The 16,773-nt window shown below is 62.7% G+C and carries 18 protein-coding genes; 10 read left to right on the top strand and 8 right to left on the bottom strand.

Going from position 1 to position 16,773, the window contains the following annotated elements; genetic code table 11:
• Positions 1–405, bottom strand: coding sequence for a DUF350 domain-containing protein (locus tag ABR948_RS09855; protein ID WP_428116514.1), 405 nt, complete (start codon positions 403–405; stop codon positions 1–3).
• 154 nt (positions 406–559) lie between these two features.
• Positions 560–1,261 carry a response regulator transcription factor CtrA gene (gene ctrA / locus ABR948_RS09850; RefSeq protein WP_007600544.1) on the bottom strand — a complete coding sequence of 234 codons (702 nt, stop codon included), beginning with the start codon at positions 1,259–1,261 and terminating at the stop codon, positions 560–562.
• Between the two features lie 366 nt (positions 1,262–1,627).
• On the opposite strand from ctrA, the gene fliI reads away from it, so the two are divergent.
• From fliI to ABR948_RS09830, 4 genes are all read left to right on the top strand, one after another.
• Positions 1,628–2,953, top strand: a complete 1,326-nt coding sequence (gene fliI / locus ABR948_RS09845; protein WP_428116509.1) for a flagellar protein export ATPase FliI — start codon at positions 1,628–1,630, stop codon at positions 2,951–2,953.
• A gap of 108 nt (positions 2,954–3,061) precedes the next feature.
• Positions 3,062–3,481: a flagellar export protein FliJ gene (fliJ, locus tag ABR948_RS09840; RefSeq protein ID WP_428116507.1), complete on the top strand. Its 420-nt coding sequence runs from the start codon at positions 3,062–3,064 to the stop codon at positions 3,479–3,481.
• Positions 3,482–3,743: 262 nt separating this feature from the next.
• On the top strand, positions 3,744–4,289 hold the full coding sequence (locus ABR948_RS09835) for a sigma-70 family RNA polymerase sigma factor (protein WP_428116505.1): 546 nt from the start codon (positions 3,744–3,746) through the stop codon (positions 4,287–4,289).
• Positions 4,290–5,168 carry an anti-sigma factor gene (locus ABR948_RS09830; RefSeq protein WP_428116503.1) on the top strand — a complete coding sequence of 293 codons (879 nt, stop codon included), beginning with the start codon at positions 4,290–4,292 and terminating at the stop codon, positions 5,166–5,168.
• 182 nt (positions 5,169–5,350) lie between these two features.
• Here the strand turns inward: ABR948_RS09830 and ABR948_RS09825 are convergent, their stop codons facing one another.
• Together ABR948_RS09825 and flhA are read right to left on the bottom strand one after the other, a co-directional pair.
• Positions 5,351–5,551, bottom strand: a complete 201-nt coding sequence (locus tag ABR948_RS09825) for a hypothetical protein (RefSeq protein WP_428116501.1) — start codon at positions 5,549–5,551, stop codon at positions 5,351–5,353.
• A 435-nt stretch (positions 5,552–5,986) separates the two neighbouring features.
• Entirely contained in the window at positions 5,987–8,122 is a 2,136-nt protein-coding gene (gene flhA, locus ABR948_RS09820; protein WP_428116498.1) for a flagellar biosynthesis protein FlhA, read from the bottom strand.
• Positions 8,123–8,431: 309 nt separating this feature from the next.
• On the opposite strand from flhA, the gene ABR948_RS09815 reads away from it, so the two are divergent.
• Complete coding sequence (locus tag ABR948_RS09815) at positions 8,432–9,706, top strand: MFS transporter (protein ID WP_428116496.1); 1,275 nt, start codon at positions 8,432–8,434, stop codon at positions 9,704–9,706.
• A gap of 3 nt (positions 9,707–9,709) precedes the next feature.
• Here ABR948_RS09815 and ABR948_RS09810 read toward each other — a convergent pair whose 3' ends face one another.
• From ABR948_RS09810 to ABR948_RS09795, 4 genes are all read right to left on the bottom strand, one after another.
• Positions 9,710–10,117 (bottom strand): DUF4864 domain-containing protein, encoded by a 408-nt coding sequence (locus ABR948_RS09810; RefSeq protein WP_428116493.1) that lies wholly within the window; start codon positions 10,115–10,117, stop codon positions 9,710–9,712.
• 66 nt (positions 10,118–10,183) lie between these two features.
• A complete protein-coding gene (locus ABR948_RS09805) occupies positions 10,184–10,459 on the bottom strand; it encodes a type II toxin-antitoxin system RelE/ParE family toxin (RefSeq protein WP_428116491.1) in 276 nt (91 codons plus the stop codon).
• A complete protein-coding gene (locus tag ABR948_RS09800; protein ID WP_428116488.1) occupies positions 10,456–10,692 on the bottom strand; it encodes a hypothetical protein in 237 nt (78 codons plus the stop codon). Before ABR948_RS09800 ends, ABR948_RS09805 begins: the two co-directional genes overlap by 4 nt.
• A gap of 65 nt (positions 10,693–10,757) precedes the next feature.
• Complete coding sequence (locus tag ABR948_RS09795) at positions 10,758–12,344, bottom strand: caspase family protein (RefSeq protein ID WP_428116486.1); 1,587 nt, start codon at positions 12,342–12,344, stop codon at positions 10,758–10,760.
• Between the two features lie 290 nt (positions 12,345–12,634).
• On the opposite strand from ABR948_RS09795, the gene ABR948_RS09790 reads away from it, so the two are divergent.
• From ABR948_RS09790 to ABR948_RS09770, 5 genes are all read left to right on the top strand, one after another.
• The gene (locus ABR948_RS09790) at positions 12,635–12,982 is read left to right on the top strand and encodes a hypothetical protein (protein ID WP_428116483.1); all 348 of its coding nucleotides are present in this window, start codon (positions 12,635–12,637) and stop codon (positions 12,980–12,982) included.
• A gap of 723 nt (positions 12,983–13,705) precedes the next feature.
• Complete coding sequence (locus ABR948_RS09785) at positions 13,706–13,939, top strand: hypothetical protein (RefSeq protein WP_428116480.1); 234 nt, start codon at positions 13,706–13,708, stop codon at positions 13,937–13,939.
• Positions 13,940–13,942: 3 nt separating this feature from the next.
• Positions 13,943–14,815, top strand: a complete 873-nt coding sequence (locus ABR948_RS09780; RefSeq protein WP_428116477.1) for a branched-chain amino acid ABC transporter permease — start codon at positions 13,943–13,945, stop codon at positions 14,813–14,815.
• The gene (locus ABR948_RS09775; protein ID WP_428116474.1) at positions 14,808–15,836 is read left to right on the top strand and encodes a branched-chain amino acid ABC transporter permease; all 1,029 of its coding nucleotides are present in this window, start codon (positions 14,808–14,810) and stop codon (positions 15,834–15,836) included. The genes ABR948_RS09780 and ABR948_RS09775 overlap by 8 nt, the downstream gene beginning before the upstream one ends.
• A gap of 3 nt (positions 15,837–15,839) precedes the next feature.
• On the top strand, positions 15,840–16,773 hold a 934-nt coding region (locus ABR948_RS09770; protein ID WP_428116471.1), incomplete at its 3' end, for an ABC transporter substrate-binding protein.

The following is a 16,773-nucleotide window of genomic DNA, read 5'->3' as shown; positions in this document are numbered from 1 at the left end:
TCAATAGATCATGGAGGCGGCGTTGAGGGCGCCGGCGGCGAGCGAGGCCAGCCCGAGCCAGATCGCGGCGGCAAGTTCGCCCGCCGCGATCTTCGCCGACAGGTTCGGCACCGGTATCTTGACGATGAAAAACACCGCGATCTGGACGATCAGCGCGATCGCGCTCCAGATCAGGCAATCCACGATATTGGCGGAGTGGGCGATGGCGCTGACCACCGGCAGCACGAAACCGACGAGGCTGAGCCCGAGCGCGATGGCGGCCGCGGGATCGTTGTCGCGGATCAGCTGGAATTCGTCGTGCGGCGTGACGCGGGTGTAGACGAAGAGGTAGGCGACGACGACAACGATGGCGGTGCAGAAATAGAGCAGGAACGCCGGCAGTCCGGCCAGTGATTGAAGAATCATGAGAGGCCCCCGAGTCGCGATGGCGCAAGCGTCGCACACCCCGTCTGTCGGCGCACCCAGATCACGCGTTCAATCCCCAAACAAAAACCCCGCCATTTGCGGCGGGGTCCAGTCTGGGAGGAGTGGGCCGAACAGGCTCACGGTAAAAGCGTGGTCAGGCGGGAATGCGCTCTTCGACCTCGTGCGGCTCGCGCAGCACATAGCCACGGCCCCACACGGTCTCGATGAAGTTGCGGCCTTCGGAGGCGTTGGCGAGCTTCTTGCGCAGCTTGCAGATGAAGACGTCGATGATCTTCAGTTCCGGCTCGTCCATGCCGCCATAGAGATGGTTGAGGAACATTTCCTTGGTCAGCGTGGTGCCCTTGCGGAGCGAGAGCAGCTCCAGCATCTGGTATTCCTTGCCCGTCAGATGCACGCGCTGGCCGCCGACCTCGACCGTCTTGGTGTCGAGATTGACCACGAGATCGCCGGTCTGGATCACCGACTGGGCGTGGCCCTTGGAGCGGCGCACGATCGCATGGATGCGCGCAACCAGTTCGTCCTTGTGGAAGGGCTTGGTCATGTAGTCGTCGGCGCCGACGCCGAGACCCTTGACCTTGTCCTCGATGCCGGCGAGGCCGGAGAGGATCAGAATGGGTGTTTTGATCTTCGACACCCGAAGCTGCTTGAGCACGTCGTAACCGGACATGTCGGGCAGGTTGAGGTCGAGCAGGATAATGTCGTAATCGTATAGTTTTCCGAGATCGACGCCTTCTTCCCCGAGATCCGTCGTATAGACGTTGAAACTCTCGGATTTAAGCATCAGCTCGATCGACTGCGCGACGGCGCTGTCATCTTCTATCAGCAGAACGCGCATGCCAGTCCCCTATAGTCGCCGCTCCGGGCGTCAGGTCGGCCGCACTTGCGGCACTCAAAACGCCTTTGAACAACTGATTCGGATCCTGACGACATATGGTTAACAAAATCTGATTCGTATCCGCAAGCTCTATCCGTGCAATTTTTGTCGAATCGCCCTAAGATATTGCGTCCAAGCAGCTTTTTGTACCCAATCCCGTTCGAGTCCTAGATTAAGAGACGGGCCTAACCGACTCTCACGACTCGACCTTCCTTCTGACGGTCGAGCGTTCTCAGTCACCAAAGACAGTGACGTAATGATTAACGATGCGGGTAAACACCGAGTTAAGGGCGCGGCTACAAAACGCGAAAACTTAAGGTTTTCGCAATGAAGGCGCTCGCCGAGCAGATCAGCGACATCGACGGCGTCAATATTTATGGCCGCGTGGTCGGCGTGCGCGGCCTGATGGTCGAGATCGCCGGGCCGATTCATGCGATGTCGGTCGGCGCCCGCATCGTGATCGAGACCGGCGGCAACCGCTTCATCCCCTCCGAAGTCATCGGCTTTTCCGGCAACAATGCCGTGGTGATGCCGTTTGCCGGCCTTGAAGGGGTCAGGCGCGGCTGCCGTGCCGTCATCGCCAATGCCGCAAGCCAGGTGCGCCCTTCGGCGTCGTGGCTCGGCCGGGTCGTCAACGCGATGGGCGAGCCGATCGACGGCAAGGGTCCGCTGCCCCAGGGCCCGTCGCCGATGCCCTATCGCAACTCGCCGCCGCCGGCGCATTCGCGCAAACGCGTCGGTGCGCCGCTCGATCTCGGGGTGCGGGCGCTCAATACATTTCTGACCTGCTGCCGCGGCCAGCGGCTCGGCATCTTCGCCGGTTCCGGCGTCGGCAAATCGGTGCTGTTGTCGATGCTGGCGCGCAACGTGGACGCCGATATCACGGTGATCGGCCTGGTCGGCGAACGTGGCCGCGAGGTGCAGGAATTTCTGCAGGACGACCTCGGCGACGAGGGATTGGCGCGCTCGGTGGTGGTGGTGGCGACCTCCGATGAGCCCGCCTTGATGCGGCGGCAGGCGGCTTATTTGACCCTGGCGATCGCCGAGTATTTTCGCGATGAAAACAAGGACGTGCTGTGCCTGATGGATTCGGTGACCCGTTTTGCCATGGCCCAGCGTGAAATCGGCCTGTCGGCGGGCGAGCCGCCGACCGCCAAGGGCTATACGCCGACCGTGTTCACCGAATTGCCGAAACTGCTGGAGCGCGCCGGTCCCGGCACCAGCGTCGGCACCATCACCGGCATCTTCACGGTGCTGGTCGATGGCGACGATCACAATGAGCCGATCGCCGACGCGGTCCGGGGCATTCTGGACGGCCATATCGTGATGGAGCGGGCGATCGCCGAACGCGGCCGTTTTCCGGCGATCAACATTCTCAAATCGGTGTCACGCACCATGCCGAAATCGGCCGATCCGGCCTTCCTGCCCGTGATCATGCGGGGGCGCCAGGTCATGGCGACCTATGCCGATATGGAGGAACTGATCCGGCTCGGGGCCTATCGGGCCGGCTCGAGCGCGGAGGTCGACGAGGCGATCCGGCTGCACGAGCCGCTCGAGAGCTTTCTGCGCCAGGCCAAGGACGAGGTCAGCGGCCTAAATGAGGGTTACCGCAAGCTTGAGCAAATACTGCGGAATTTGGAAACGGAACGCTAACTTTGTCAGGCCATCATCCGCGCCATACAAGCCGTTTTGCCGGTGGGGCCCTGGGGGGATGCCGGTTTTGTCCCAGGTTGAAATTGGGACTTCTGGGAGTATGAGTCGATGAAGTCACGTGAAACGCTGATCCGCCTGAAGAAATTTCAGGTCGATGAAAAGCGCCGAAGGGTCGCCCAGATCGAGGGCATGATTGCCGATTTCCAGCGTATGTCGGTCGACCTCGAGCGCGAAATCCACACCGAGCAGGAACGCGCCGGGATCAACGATCCCTCGCATTTCGCCTATCCGACCTACGCCAAGGCGGCGATCCAGCGGCGGGAGAATCTGACCCGTTCCGCCGATGAACTGCGTATTCAGCTGGAAGACGCGAAAAGTCTCTTGGGCGAAGCCTTCGACGAACTCAAGAAGGTCGAACTGCTGGACGAGCGCGATCAGGCACGCGAGCGGGCCGAAGAGAACGCCCGGGAACAGGCCGACCTCGACAGTATCGGCCTGATGCGCGCCCGGATCGGGGCCGTTGCCTGAGGCTTTTTGCTTCCGCATCTACAGGATTGTCAGAACCCGGACCGCGAGGCCCGGGTTTTTCTTGATCAATTTCCATGGGCCAAGTTTCCATGGGCCAAGTTTCCACGGGCCAGGTTTCCACGGGCCAATCTCCCCCAGGTCTTGCCATCGCTGGCTTGGTGGACCGATTTGGCCCAAGGTATGATACGACACATCCGGACACATCTGGACTGCCGCTCCGGTGAACGAAAGCGATGGGGCATCGCGATTTTGGGGACGCTGAATGCTGACGCCAGCTGAGTTGGTCTGGCTGATTGCCGCCGTGGCGAAGGGGGATGAGGCTGCTTTCGAGCGCCTTTATGCCGCCACGCGCGCGAAACTCTTCGGCGTCGTACTTCGTATCTTGCGGCGACAGGATCTCGCGGAGGAGGTCGTGCAGGAGGCCTACGTCAAGATCTGGAGCAGTGCCGGACAGTTCAATCCCGGCCTGTCCTCGCCGATCACGTGGATGGCGTCGATCGCCCGTAACCGTGCCATCGACGTCGTGCGCAAACGCAGTGAAGTGTCGATCGAAGAGGAGCCGGCGGCGATGGAAGTGGCCGCCGACACGCCGGATCCGCTGGCGCGCCGGGAGATGACGGAAGAACTGAAGCGGATGCTGGAATGCGTTGGCCGTCTGGAGCCCGATCGGCAAAAGCTGGTGTTGCTGGCCTATTACAATGGCTGGAGCCGCGAGCAATTGGCGGCGAAGTTCGAGACGCCGGTGAATACGGTGAAGACCTGGCTGCGCCGCAGCATGATGGATATCAGGGAGTGCCTCGGACTTTAGATGGCCTACAGCGAAGACCATATCGCGCTCGCCGCGGAATACGCACTCGGCACTCTCGATGTCGATGAGCGCGCGCAGGTTGAAACCATGATGTCCGTCGACAAGGACTTCACGGCGATGGTCGAGGCGTGGGAGCACAAGCTCGGCGTCCTCAACCAGATGGTCGGATCGGTCGAGCCGAGGCCCGAGGTCTGGGAAAAGATAAAGGCCGCGGTGGGACATTCCGAACCGCAAGCGCCGATCGTGCTTCCGGAGACCTCGCCGCCGGCTGTCCATCAGATCGAAGAATCCGCCGCCGTGCTGGAGCGCTCCAATGTGATCCAGCTGTCGGGCAGTGTCAGGCGCTGGCGCAGCGTTGCGACCTTCACCTCGGCGATCGCGGCGGCTCTGGTCGCGCTGATCGGGATTCAGCTGTTTCAGCCGGATTGGCTTCCCGAAGGCATGCGTCCCGCGCCGCGCACGCAGCGGGTCGAGGCCAGGGCCCCGGCCGCTCCGGCGCCATCGGCGCAATATGTCGCCGTGCTGCAGAAGGACGGCGGGTCGCCGGCGTTCATTCTCACGGTTGACGGGGCGACCAGGAATTTCACGGTTCGCAAGGTCGGTGCCGCCGCCGACCCCGGCAAAAGCTTCGAACTGTGGCTGATCTCGGACAGGCTACCGCGGCCGCGCTCACTGGGCGTGATCGGCGGCGGCGACTTCACCGCGCGTGCGGTGCTGGCGTCCTACGATACCGACATCGTCAATGCGGCGACCTATGCGGTGACGGTCGAGCAGGCCGGCGGCTCGCCGGACGGCAACCCGCATTCGGCACCGGTCTTTACCGGCAAACTGGTCGAGGCCGTTCCGTCGGCCGCGCCGCCGCGTGCACCGGCCCGCTGAGCGCTGCCTGCATCGCTGCCAAATACCCCCCAAAAAGTGAAAACGCCCGTGGGGAGCGGGCGTTTTCGGTAGTCGACTTGGGGGTAGTTACTTGGGGTAGTTACTTGGGGTAGTTGCGTCTTCTACATACTCACATGGCGACTTTGGGGGCTGGTAAAGCGCCGCGTGAATTCACAAAATCATTAGCGCACCACCGAGGCGTTCGAACTGGTGACTGTCACCGGCTTGCCGGCCTTGATCACGCGCGCGGTCTGCGTATAGCCGTCGTCCGAACTGGTACGAGCCGAGATGCCGAAGCCCGCCACCGCGATACCTGCAACGAGCGCGACCACCACGATCTTGAGGTGGGTCGAGCGATCTGCGCTGTAGATCGAATGGTTCATGGAAGCCTCCTGCCGCCTGCCACTTGCGGATTTGTCTCGTCCGTCCGCCGGCCGGTTCAACATCTCAGGACAGGAAACGTGGGGATTCGCCTTTAGGTTCCGAAGAGGCGATCACAAGGCAGTGAAAAGACTTGATCGCCCGCGATTGGGTTTTTCAGCCGGCAGACTAGAATCCAGAATAATTCAATAGTTTCATAATGTTATTAGTTTGTACGTTTCGCAGCGCAAAATGGCCGCCAATCTCGCCGGACCAATAAATCGTTTGCCTGTGGCGAAAAGGCACCGCGCTTCGGTTGCGCCTTAGAGCGTTTTCAAGCCAACGGGTCGCGCGAATGTGCGCCCGATGACAGGCTCCGTGGATACCGGTTCGCGTGAAGAAAACGCGTCAAAACAAGAGATTGGAGCCTCGGTTCTGATTCAATCAGAACCGAGGCTCTAAACGCTTCCGACCGTCTTCAGCCGCGCCCGGGGATGGATTTCGGCCTGCGACAGCACCGTGGTTTGCGACCTGAAGCGCTCGACCAGCGAGCGTACGAAGGGACGGATGGCCGCCGAGGTTACCAATACCGGCGCCTCGCCTTCGCGGGCCGCCTGTTCGAACCGTTCGCGCACCACGGTCATGAACTCCGACAGCTTGGAAGGCTGCATCGCGAGGCTGCGTTCGTCGCCCTGACCGATCAGCGACTCGGCAAAGGCCTGCTCCCATTTCGCGGATAGCGCGATCAGCGGCAGATAGCCGTTGTGGGAGGTATTCTGCGCGCAAATCTGGCGCGCCAGCCGGGCGCGAACATGTTCGACCACGGTCGCGGGGTTGCGCGAGAATGCCAGCGCGTCGGCGATGCCTTCGAGAATGGTCGAGAGATCGCGGATCGAGATGCGCTCGGCCAGCAACAGCTGAAGCACGCGCTGGATACCGGAGATCGTGACCTGGGCCGGCACGATGTCCTTGATCAGTTCGCCCTGTTCCTTCGGCAGGTCCTTCAGGAGCTTCTGCACCTCGCCATAGGACAACAGGTCCGACATGTTGTTCTTGAGCAGCTCGGTGAGGTGGGTCGAAAGCACGGTCGCGGCGTCGACCACGGTATAGCCCTTCAGCGAGGCTTCCTCCTTCAGGCTGGCGTCGACCCAGGTCGCCGGCAGTCCGAAGGTCGGTTCGATGGTGTGAATGCCGGGCACGGAGACCTGGCTGCCGCCGGGGTCCATGACCATGAACTGGTTCGGCCAGATCCGGCCGGTGCCCGCATCGACTTCCTTGATCTTGATGATGTAGGTGTTCGCCTCGAGCTGCACATTGTCGAGAATGCGCACCGCCGGCATCACGAAGCCCATCTCGATCGCCAGCGAGCGGCGCAGGGCCTTGATCTGTTCGGTCAGGCGGTCGGTCCCGTCAGGGCCATTCACCAGCGGCAGCAGGGCGTAACCGAGTTCGATCTTGAGGTCGTCGATCTTCAGCGCCGTCGAGATCGGCTCTTCCGCCGAGGCGCTGGCTGCCGCGGCTGCAGCGGCAGGAGCGGCCGCCGCATGGGCCGCCGCCGCTGTGGTCGCGCGTTTTTGCTTGCGGGCTGAAATCGCCAGCGCGGCGGCGCCGCCGCCCAGCAACAGAAAGGGCAGCATCGGAATGCCCGGCAGCATCGCCAGCACCAGCATCACGCCGGCCGACATGCCCAACGCCTGCGGATAGCCGGAAAGCTGCTTCATCAGCGCCTTGTCGGCGGCGCCGCTGACGCCGGCCTTCGAGACCAAGAGGCCCGCGGCGGTGGAGACGATCAGCGCCGGAATTTGAGTGACCAGGCCGTCGCCGACGGTCAGCAGGGTGTAGGTGCGCGCGGCTTCGCCGAAACTCAGGCCCTGCTGGGCGACGCCGATGATGATTCCGCCGATGATATTGATGAACACGACCAGGAGGCCCGCGACCGCGTCGCCGCGCACGAACTTCGAGGCACCGTCCATGGCGCCGAAGAAGCCGCTTTCGTCTTCCAGCGCCTTGCGCCGTTCCTTGGCGGCTTTCTCGTCGATCAGGCCGGCCGAGAGATCGGCGTCGATCGCCATCTGCTTGCCCGGCATGGCGTCGAGGTGGAAGCGGGCCGCGACTTCCGCGATGCGCCCCGAACCCTTGGTGATGACGACGAAATTCACGATCACGAGGATCGCGAACACGATAATTCCGATCACGAAATTGCCGCCCATCACGAAATTGCCGAAGGCTTCGATGACGTGGCCGGCGGCGTCGGTGCCCTCATGGCCGCGCGACAGGATCAACCGCGTGGAGGCGAGGTTGAGCGACAGCCGCAGCATGGTCGAGATCAACAGGATGGTCGGGAACGAGGAGAATTCCAGCGGCGCCTGGATGAACAGCGACGTCATCAGGATCAGGATCGACAGCGTGATCGAGATCGCCAGAAATAGATCGAGCACGATCGAGGGCAGGGGCAGGATCAGCACCACCAGAATGGTGAGGATGCCGAACGCCAGCCCGAGATCGCCGCGCATCAGGATATTGCCGATTTCCTTTAAACTCGGAAACCCGCTTCCAGGCGCCCCTGCGCCCTGACCTGCCGTGACGTCGACCATGCTTACTGCTTCCCCCCGCGAATGCCGGTCACGGGCGCCAAACGACTGCGCGGCGGCCGATAGACCACCGTTTCGAAAGTGAGGCACCGCACTGGCGTCCACGGGTACTCCCCCGTTTTACGCGGCTGACGACACTCAACTTTGTCACTGGGCAAATTTTGCCCGGTTTATGGTTAGTAAAGGGTTAACGCGCGATCGCGGCTGCAGCTGCGGGCGTTTTCCTTGGGGCACGCGCCGGCGCGAAGGCGGAATAACGCTGCGTTGCACCCAGGTTCGGTTGCACTGCATCTGCATGCCCAATATCGCGCCATGTTGCTTGACCGCGGAGCTGCGGGCGAGGAAGTTGCCGCCGTGCACGCTCCCTCCAACACCCAGGAATCAGCGCCATTCACGCCCGACTCCGGTCAGGCCTGGGTGAGGCTTGCGCTCGCGCTGCTGATCGGCTCGGTCGGCGGCGCCGGGATGTGGACGGTCGTGGTCGTGCTTCCGGTGGTCCAGGCCGAATTCGGCGCGACGCGCGGGGCGATATCGCTGGCCTTCACGCTCACCATGCTCGGCTTCGGCCTTGGCAGCGTCGTCACCGGCAAGATCACCGATCGCCTCGGGATCGTGGCGGCGATCGGACTCAGCATCGCCTTTCTCGGCGTCGGTTATGTCGTTGCGGGATTGTCGACCACGCTGTGGCAATTCATCGCGGTGTATTTCCTGATCGGGGTCGGGACGTCGGCGACCTTCGCGCCGTTGATGACGGAGGCCTCGTACTGGTTCGAACGCTATCGCGGCCTGGCGGTGGCCATTGTCGCCAGCGGCAATTACGTCGCCGGCACGATTTGGCCGCCGCTGGTCAATTGGGGCGTGCAGCGGGCCGGTTGGCGAACCACCCATATCGCGATTGGCCTGTTCTGCGCGGGAGCAATGACGCTGTTGCTGTGGCTGCTGCGCACGCGGATGGGCGGCGCCAAGGCGCGCAGTCACGCCAACGCGCCGCCGCCGCGGGTCGATCTGCGGCTCTCGACCAACACGCTGACGGTGATGCTGTGCATCGCCAGCATCTCCTGCTGCGTGGCGATGGCGATGCCGCAGGTCCACATCGTCGCCTATTGCGGCGATCTCGGCTACGGCGTGGCGCGGGGCGCGGAAATGCTGTCGCTGATGATGGCGTTCGGTATCGTCAGCCGCATCGGGTCGGGATTTCTCGCCGACCGGATCGGCGGCATCCGCACGCTGCTGATCGGCTCGGCCGCGCAGGGATTCGCGCTGCTGTTCTATTTGTTCTTCGACGGCCTCTCGTCGCTCTACATCATCTCGGCGATGTTCGGCCTGTTCCAGGGCGGCATCGTGCCGAGCTACGCCATCATCGTGCGTGAATCGATGCCGGCGGCGCAGGCCGCGACCCGCGTCGGTCTGGTGATTTTGGCCTCGGTGTTCGGCATGTCGTTTGGCGGCTTTGTATCCGGCGTGATCTTCGATTCCACCGGCTCCTACGCCGCCGCGTTCGTCAACGGGCTGGCGTGGAATGCGCTCAATGTCACGATCATGGTCGGGCTGTTGATCCGCTCGAGGCTACGGCTGGCGCTGGCGTGAATTTTATACTCCCTGGCCCGTCTTGAGCAGGACGCAGCCGCTGATCCTGATGCTGCCGTCGGGCTCCAGCTCCAGCGTATACAGCGCCTCCCAGGGCACGCCGTCGGCGTCGACGATGTGAACCTGCTGGGCGATCTTGCCGTCGACGGCGCGGGCCTCGCCGAATTCGAAACTCTTGTGGCGATAGACCGGCGCATAGTTGCGCTGGACCATGCCCAGGAAGATATCGGCCTGCGGGAACATGCCTTGAATCGCGGGCGCCGCGTAGGAATAGGCCGTCGCGGCGTCGTCACGGCTGAACGCTTCGACCTGGGAACGGATGATGCCTTGCGCGGTGGCGACATCGTCCGCCGCACGCGCGGGCGAAGCGAGGCTGAGCAGCAATGCGGCTAGCACAACGAAGGCGCGCATGAAGGGCTCCGTGGTTGGCTGTACTAATGACGGGTGCGCTCTGTTGCCTTCGGCTCGATCGGCGCACTACTCTTCTCGAGCAACGTGATGGATATACAATATCTCAATCATGCGGCCGGTGTTCCGATAAAACACTTTGTAGGGATATCGGATGAGTGGCACGACCCGCACACCCGGCCGTTCCGCAACTTCTTGGGCGCTGTCGGGCCAGTCGCCAATGCGGTGAACGACCGATCGTAAGCGTCTCTGAAACCCTTCATACGCCGTCGGATAATTGGACGCGATGTAGCCAAGAATTCCGTCGAGGTTTTCGAGCGCCTCGTCGGTATAAACGACCCTCATGCAGGACGATGTTTTTCAAAGGCTCGATCAACTTGATCGTCCGTAGCAAACCGTCCTTCTCGCGCCGCTTTCAGGCCGCGATCCACGCCCGCGAGTTCTTCCGGACTCGCATGGTAGATACCGCCTTCAAGTCCAGCGTCGATTTCAAGCACGATCTGCGCAAGCTCGGTCTGGGCCTGTTCCGGCCAAGTCTCCACGCGCCGCATGACTTCTTTGAGTATTTTTGCTGTCATGGAAACGACTATACCAAAACTACCCCTTTATTACAGTCAAAAGGTTGTAAGACGCGCCGTGCCCATCACTTTCGCATTCCCCGCAAATTCTGCTTTGCCTCGGGATTGCCCAGCGCGGCGGCTTTTTCGAACCATTGCCGGGCGACTTTGACGTCGCGGCGAACGCCGTCGCCGTCATTGTAGATGGCGCCCAGTCCGTTCATGCAGGCGGCGCAGCCCAGCGCCGCGCCTTGTTCGAACAGGCGGCGCGCTTCGTCGTAATCGCGGGCAACGCCTTTGCCGCCCATATAAAGCAGGCCGAGATTGTTCATGCCTGCCGGCACGCCGGCCTTGGCGGCCGCCTCGTATAACCGAACGGCCTCGGCATAATCCTTGGACACGCCATGGCCGGTTTCATACTGCCAGCCGAGATCGATCATCGCGATCGGCTCGCCCGCTGCCGCGGCCTTGCCGTACCAGCGTGCCGCCTCGTTGTAATTCATGGCAACGCCCGAGCCACCCTCGTACATGGCGCCGATATTGTTCATCGCCATGGCGTAGCCGTCGGCGGCGGCTTTTTCGTAGAGCCGCCGCGCCTCGGCGTAGTCTTTCCGCGCCATCGCCACGCGCCCCGCCTCGAATGTGAATCGTATCACGTCGGGATATTGCGCGATCGCGTCGTTGCAGGCCCTGGCGGCCGCGGCGACATCGATCTTGTCGACTTCGATTCCCGGCAGGCCCGGCGCGTGTCCGGTGTCGTAGGGCATCCCGGCCAGCCGGTCACAATCGGTGATGAGATCGCGGCGCCAATTATCGTCTGACGGCGACAGCCGCGCTTCCACGATGGGAGCCGTGGTGCCGGGGGGGCCCGCGACTTGCGTGCTGGCGGCAGGGGCGGGCTTGCCGGCGAAATAGAAATTGCCCGCGATCGGCGAGGACGACACCCACGGCAATTGCGAGCCGCCGGTCGCCTTCTCCACGGCCAGTCCGACTTCGTTGAAGGTCTTGAACAGGCCATAGCCGGGGCGCTGCATGGTGTCGGCCAGCGCCTTGGTATAGGGGCTGTGACCGTCGTCGCCATCCAGCGAGACGCTGCGCGGCTGGGTCGCAAACGAAATCAACGTCCCGGGCGGGGCCTGCATTTGCGCAAGGCCGCCGTCCTTCGATTTCCCCCCGATATCCTTGAACGGGTCATCGCGGCAGGCATCGAGCAGGACGAGGTTGATCTTGGTGCCGGATTTTTCCATCTGGTCGAGAATGCCGGCGGTGCCGATCGCCTGCGCAAAGATGTCGCCTTCATCGAGCGGATGGGCGTCGACCGGGACCAGATAATTGAGGCTGTGGGTCTCCACGCCATGGCCGGCATAATAGAACAGCGCGACGTCGGCGCCGGCCAGTTGCTGGCCGAACTGCTGCAGGGCGTTGTCGAAACCGGCCTTGTCGAGATCGAGCTGGGCGCCGCCGCCGACCACGAAAAAGCCGAGCGACAATAGCGTGTCCGACATCAGTCTGGCGTCGGCGGTGGGATTTGGCAGCGCGGGAACGGCGCGGTAGGCCGAATTGCCGATCACCAGCGCCACGCGTTTTTCGGCATGCGCCGCCGAGCCCATGCCGGCGCACATCAGAAATGCCGAGACAATCAATCGCGACACGATGGCGATCCGGCCAGCCATGACAACGCCCTCCGTCGGCGGAGCCCATTGCCGCCACCCTTTTGGTCTCGCCGGCCCGGCGTTTGGTTCGACGGCTGCGGCGGCGACCCGGCCGGCGCGTGCGCCGGACCCTGCCGCCGATGCGGGTCATGGGCCGGCGCGTGGGGGACAGCCGACGGTTGGGATAGGCGAAAGCAACGAATCAGTTAGACTCGCGCAACTTGTCCATGCCCAGACGGTCCATGAACGCAACACCAGAGACCCCAGATCTAGAAATCATCCTGCGGTTTCTGCACAGATTTGCGGACCTCATGTCGACCGGCTCCAACGCCGAGCACTTGCTGCGCGCGGCAACGTTGCTCGAAGCGAATGTGCGGCGGGCCAACGAAGCCGAAGAGCAGCTTCGGCAGGCGCGGGCGAACAGCGCCAGCTTCGAGCAGCAACTGGTGACGCTGTCCCGGGATGGCCATGTTCCAGTCCCGGTTTCCATACTGCGGCTCGCCGCGTCCCAATTCCAGGCGCTCGCCCATGCCTTCGAGCGTTCCGGCAACGTTGTCTCGCAGGCGATGTGCGCCGCCAGCGCGTCGACATTGGACAGCGTTCTTGAAGCCCATTCGCCGCAACTGTCGCTGCAGAGAAGCGAGCAGGCAGGCGGCTAGGCTGGCGGTCTTGCGTGGCTGCGCTACGCGTGTGGCTTGCCCGGCCGTAGCTCGCGGGCCCAGCCCGCCTTCGCCCTGTGGGGCTTCGGCGCGGCAGCCTTCGTCGCTTCGCTAAGAACGAGTTGGGTTTGGCTTGCCGAGCCGTAGCTCGCGAAGCGAGCGAAGGCTGGTGGGCCCGGCAGGACTCGAACCTGCAACCAGACCGTTATGAGCGGCAGAATATCGATCAGCTTCGTTGATTTTGCTGTCTTTTCGTTCGGATTCAGTCGTGTTCGTTGCGTTTCGGTCAGGTCGTTTCTGGTGCGAAACTGGTGCGATTATCCATTCCACGCCCATCGACCTTTCCTCCAGTTCTTGCGCTAATTTCTCTTGAAAATGGCCTTCTCCGCCGTCACCGCGTTGACCATGCAGTCGATCACAGCTCTGACGCATGCGAGTCGATGAAGATCGGCATGAGTGACGATCCAACAGGTTCGATCGAAGCTCACCGAGGGCAAGACGGCCTTTCATCCCGGATCTCGCTGGGCAGCATAATCGTGCAGGAATCCGATGCCGGCCTCCCAACAAATGGCAGGCCCCGTACCGTGCGCCGGGACCGCGGTGCTCGCTCCATGGGCATGTCGCCGCAAAAACAGCCGCGCTTTGGCTCATCTTTAAACTTGCTATAAGATATTGCTATTTGATATAGCTATATGGATCAAGATCAGGATCAGGATTGGCGCGATGCAGCGCAGGGACGTCAGCGACGAGATGGTGACTACCTCGGAGCGCACAGCTCGGGCGGCTGCGGTCGTTGGCGTCGAGCCGAGCACCCGCCGGGAGTGCGACGTCCTCTGCGGCTCGCTCCTCACCATCCAGGGCCACAAGGTTCTCAAGATCGGACCCAAGGCGGCGCACTCCGCCTCGAAGGGCGCGTTCTGCTGCATCGGATCCATTTCGCAACAAGCGATCGGGTGAACCATGGACACCGTGCCGCTGCTCATTTTCCAGTGCCTGAACGGCGTCGTGTGGGGATTGATCTTTGCAATGATCGTGCTTGGCCTCAGTCTGACGTTCGGGCTGATGAACCTGATGAACGTCGCGCATGGCTCGTTCTACATGCTGGGCGCCATGCTGACCGCGACCTTCGTCAGCGTTCACGGCCTCAATTTCGTTCTCAGCGTCGTGCTGTCGGTCGCCATCGTGACCGTGGTCGGCATCATCATCAACCGCTTGGTGCTCGACCGCGTGGTCGGTGCCGAACCGTTGATCGGATTGTTGGCAACGGCTGGCCTCTTGCTCGTGATCGACAGTTGTGCCCTGGCGCTGTTCGGATCGGCCTCGATCTCGGTCGACGACCCTCTCTCGGCCTCGATCGAGATTTTTGGCACATTCTACCCGGTCTATCGCCTCGTGGTCGCGGGTTGCGCGATCGCCGCCATCACGGGCGTGTTCTGCTTCCTGCGCTTCACCAAGCAGGGGTTGTGGATGCGGGCGGTACCGGAATCGCGTGATCTGTCGCTGATGGCCGGCGTGTCGCCGAAGCGCGTGAACCGGACCACGATCATTCTGGGCAGCTTCCTCGCCGCACTGGCCGGCGCGCTGGTGACGCCGATCGCCAGTGCCCAGTTCCAGATGGGGCTCGCCATTCTCGGCACCGGCTTCATCGTAGTCGTGGTGGGCGGCGCCAAGAACCTGTTGGGCACCGTGACCGTTGCCATCGCCCTCGGCGTGGTGCGCGGGATCGCCGCGACGTTTGTGGCGCCGACCGAAGCTGAAGTGATCTCACTTGTCGTGCTTCTGCCACTGCTAGTGATCTGGCCGAACGGAATCTTCGGAGGACGGCATGCGTAGACACGCGTGGGCCGGCCAGCTCGGAACTGGCATCGGTATTCTCATGCTCGGCGCCCTGGCGCTGCTGCCGGCCCTCGCAAGCCGCTACAGCTTGTTTGTGGCCGCGCAGATGCTAGCCTTTCTCTACATCGCACTGGCGCTCGAGATCAGTCACAGCTTCGGCCGTGTTCTGTCGTTCTGCACCGGAACGTTCTTTGCGCTTGGGGCGTATTGCGCGTTCTATCTGTGCCAGCACGTAACGTCGGAACTGACGCTGGTGTTGCTAGGCAGCGCGGCGGTCTGCGCGGTCGCGGGGCTGGTGACGGCGATTCCCGTCGTCCGGATGAAAGGCGCACACTCGGCGGTGGTCGGAACCCTGGCGATCGGCGCCATCAGCCTTTTGATCGCCGGTTCGCTTACGACTTATACCGGCGGCGAGGACGGCCTCACGCTCCGGCACACGGTCTCGCTGTTTGGCGCGCCGGCCGCCATCGGGGTGAGTGTTGCGACCTACTATCTCGTGCTGGTTCCGGCAGCGTTGTATCTGCTGACTTACCTGCTGCTTCGTACCACGCCGTTCGGGACCGTCATGCGGGCGATCGGTGAGAACGAAATTCGCAGCGCGCAACTCGGCTTTAATGTCGAATTGAGGCGCATCTTCATCTTTGCGGCATCGACGGCGGTCAGCGGTTTCGGCGGCGCGGCGTACTGCATTCTCGTCGGACACGTCTCGACGGCACTGTTCGATCCGCTGCTGTCCCTCAATGCCGTGTTGTGGGCGACGGTCGGTGGCTTGGGATCGCCGTTCGGCGCGCTGATCGGGATCATCGTCATTTATCCGACCGTCGAGTTCGCCTCCGGTGTCATCCGTTATGTGGACGCGCTGGTCGGCGCGCTGCTGATCGGAACCGCGCTGCTGTGTCCGCACGGCGTGATGGGCCTGTTCGGCCGCCTGGCCGATACGGACCAGAGCGCCGCCGACGCGCCCTCCGAATCTTTTGAATCCCGCGACAAGACCGTCGCTTTATCCCCAGGAGAGTAACCAATGACACGAAGTGCATCGCTCACGTCGCGCCGCTCTTTCCTCAATGCCGTCGCCGGCGTCGGCCTCGCGGCGGGCCTGTCCTCCCGTGTCTTTGCGGCTAGCGATACCGCAAACCCGATTGTCCTCGGCATTCAGGGCGACCTGACCGGTGCGCTCGCCCATGACGGGTTGTGGGAGCAGCGCGCCGTGGTCGCAGCCGCCAACTGGCACAACAAGCGCGGCGGCATCTCCGGCCGGCCGATCAAGGTGGTCAGCGTCGACACCGAGACCAGGACCGATGTCGGCATTCGCCGTCTGCAGCAATTGATCGAGGAGGACGGTTGCGATTTCGTGGTTGGCTCGGGATCGGGCGGCATCGGCGTTGCCAGCGTGCCGATCGCGCGCGACGCCGGCGTGGTCTACTTGCCGCTGTCGCGCACCGACTCGATCACCACCGAGATGGCCAATCCCTATCTCTATCGCTTCGTGGCCAATAGTTCGATGGCCGCGCGGGCGTCGCAGAAGTGGATGATCGACAAGATCGGAAAGAAATGGAGCATTGTGATTTCCGATATTGCGTTTGGCCACTCGCAGCGTGACGCATTTGCCGCCGCGCTGAAGGCGGCCGGCGGGGAAGTCGTGCAGTCGATCGCGTTGCCGCCGAACGCCTCCGATCCGCTGCCGTTCCTGTTGAAGCTGGACCGGTCGGTCGACGGCATTCTGACGGCGTTGTGGGGCCCGGATTCCGTGCGCGTCTATCCTGCGCTGGTGACCGTCGGTGTCGGATCGAAGCCGAAATTCGCGGTCTCCAGCACGACCAACCTGTTCGACGTGCTCAAGACCGGCAAGTCGGTCGACGGTCTTTACGCGTTTGACGAGGTGCCGTGGGAGCTGTCCGACTATCCGAATGCGGAATTGACCAAGACCGCCTTCACCGAGATCGGGATTGGGCCGA

Origin of the sequence: Bradyrhizobium sp., from assembly GCF_050014615.1 — a bacterium.
GTDB lineage: Bacteria > Pseudomonadota > Alphaproteobacteria > Rhizobiales > Xanthobacteraceae > Bradyrhizobium.
Note: the sequence above shows the minus strand (reverse complement) of the source record. Positions and strands in the feature narration are given on the sequence as shown.

What these genes read in the sequence shown, in the direction of transcription:
- ABR948_RS09855 (WP_428116514.1), bottom strand. Translation starts at nt 405, where the DNA reads ATGATTCTTCAATCACTGGCCGGACTGCCGGCGTTCCTGCTCTATTTC.
- ctrA (WP_007600544.1), bottom strand. Translation starts at nt 1,261, where the DNA reads ATGCGCGTTCTGCTGATAGAAGATGACAGCGCCGTCGCGCAGTCGATC.
- fliI (WP_428116509.1), top strand. Translation starts at nt 1,628, where the DNA reads ATGAAGGCGCTCGCCGAGCAGATCAGCGACATCGACGGCGTCAATATT.
- fliJ (WP_428116507.1), top strand. Translation starts at nt 3,062, where the DNA reads ATGAAGTCACGTGAAACGCTGATCCGCCTGAAGAAATTTCAGGTCGAT.
- ABR948_RS09835 (WP_428116505.1), top strand. Translation starts at nt 3,744, where the DNA reads ATGCTGACGCCAGCTGAGTTGGTCTGGCTGATTGCCGCCGTGGCGAAG.
- ABR948_RS09830 (WP_428116503.1), top strand. Translation starts at nt 4,290, where the DNA reads ATGGCCTACAGCGAAGACCATATCGCGCTCGCCGCGGAATACGCACTC.
- ABR948_RS09825 (WP_428116501.1), bottom strand. Translation starts at nt 5,551, where the DNA reads ATGAACCATTCGATCTACAGCGCAGATCGCTCGACCCACCTCAAGATC.
- flhA (WP_428116498.1), bottom strand. Translation starts at nt 8,122, where the DNA reads ATGGTCGACGTCACGGCAGGTCAGGGCGCAGGGGCGCCTGGAAGCGGG.
- ABR948_RS09815 (WP_428116496.1), top strand. Translation starts at nt 8,432, where the DNA reads ATGTTGCTTGACCGCGGAGCTGCGGGCGAGGAAGTTGCCGCCGTGCAC.
- ABR948_RS09810 (WP_428116493.1), bottom strand. Translation starts at nt 10,117, where the DNA reads ATGCGCGCCTTCGTTGTGCTAGCCGCATTGCTGCTCAGCCTCGCTTCG.
- ABR948_RS09805 (WP_428116491.1), bottom strand. Translation starts at nt 10,459, where the DNA reads ATGAGGGTCGTTTATACCGACGAGGCGCTCGAAAACCTCGACGGAATT.
- ABR948_RS09800 (WP_428116488.1), bottom strand. Translation starts at nt 10,692, where the DNA reads ATGACAGCAAAAATACTCAAAGAAGTCATGCGGCGCGTGGAGACTTGG.
- ABR948_RS09795 (WP_428116486.1), bottom strand. Translation starts at nt 12,344, where the DNA reads ATGGCTGGCCGGATCGCCATCGTGTCGCGATTGATTGTCTCGGCATTT.
- ABR948_RS09790 (WP_428116483.1), top strand. Translation starts at nt 12,635, where the DNA reads ATGTCGACCGGCTCCAACGCCGAGCACTTGCTGCGCGCGGCAACGTTG.
- ABR948_RS09785 (WP_428116480.1), top strand. Translation starts at nt 13,706, where the DNA reads ATGCAGCGCAGGGACGTCAGCGACGAGATGGTGACTACCTCGGAGCGC.
- ABR948_RS09780 (WP_428116477.1), top strand. Translation starts at nt 13,943, where the DNA reads ATGGACACCGTGCCGCTGCTCATTTTCCAGTGCCTGAACGGCGTCGTG.
- ABR948_RS09775 (WP_428116474.1), top strand. Translation starts at nt 14,808, where the DNA reads ATGCGTAGACACGCGTGGGCCGGCCAGCTCGGAACTGGCATCGGTATT.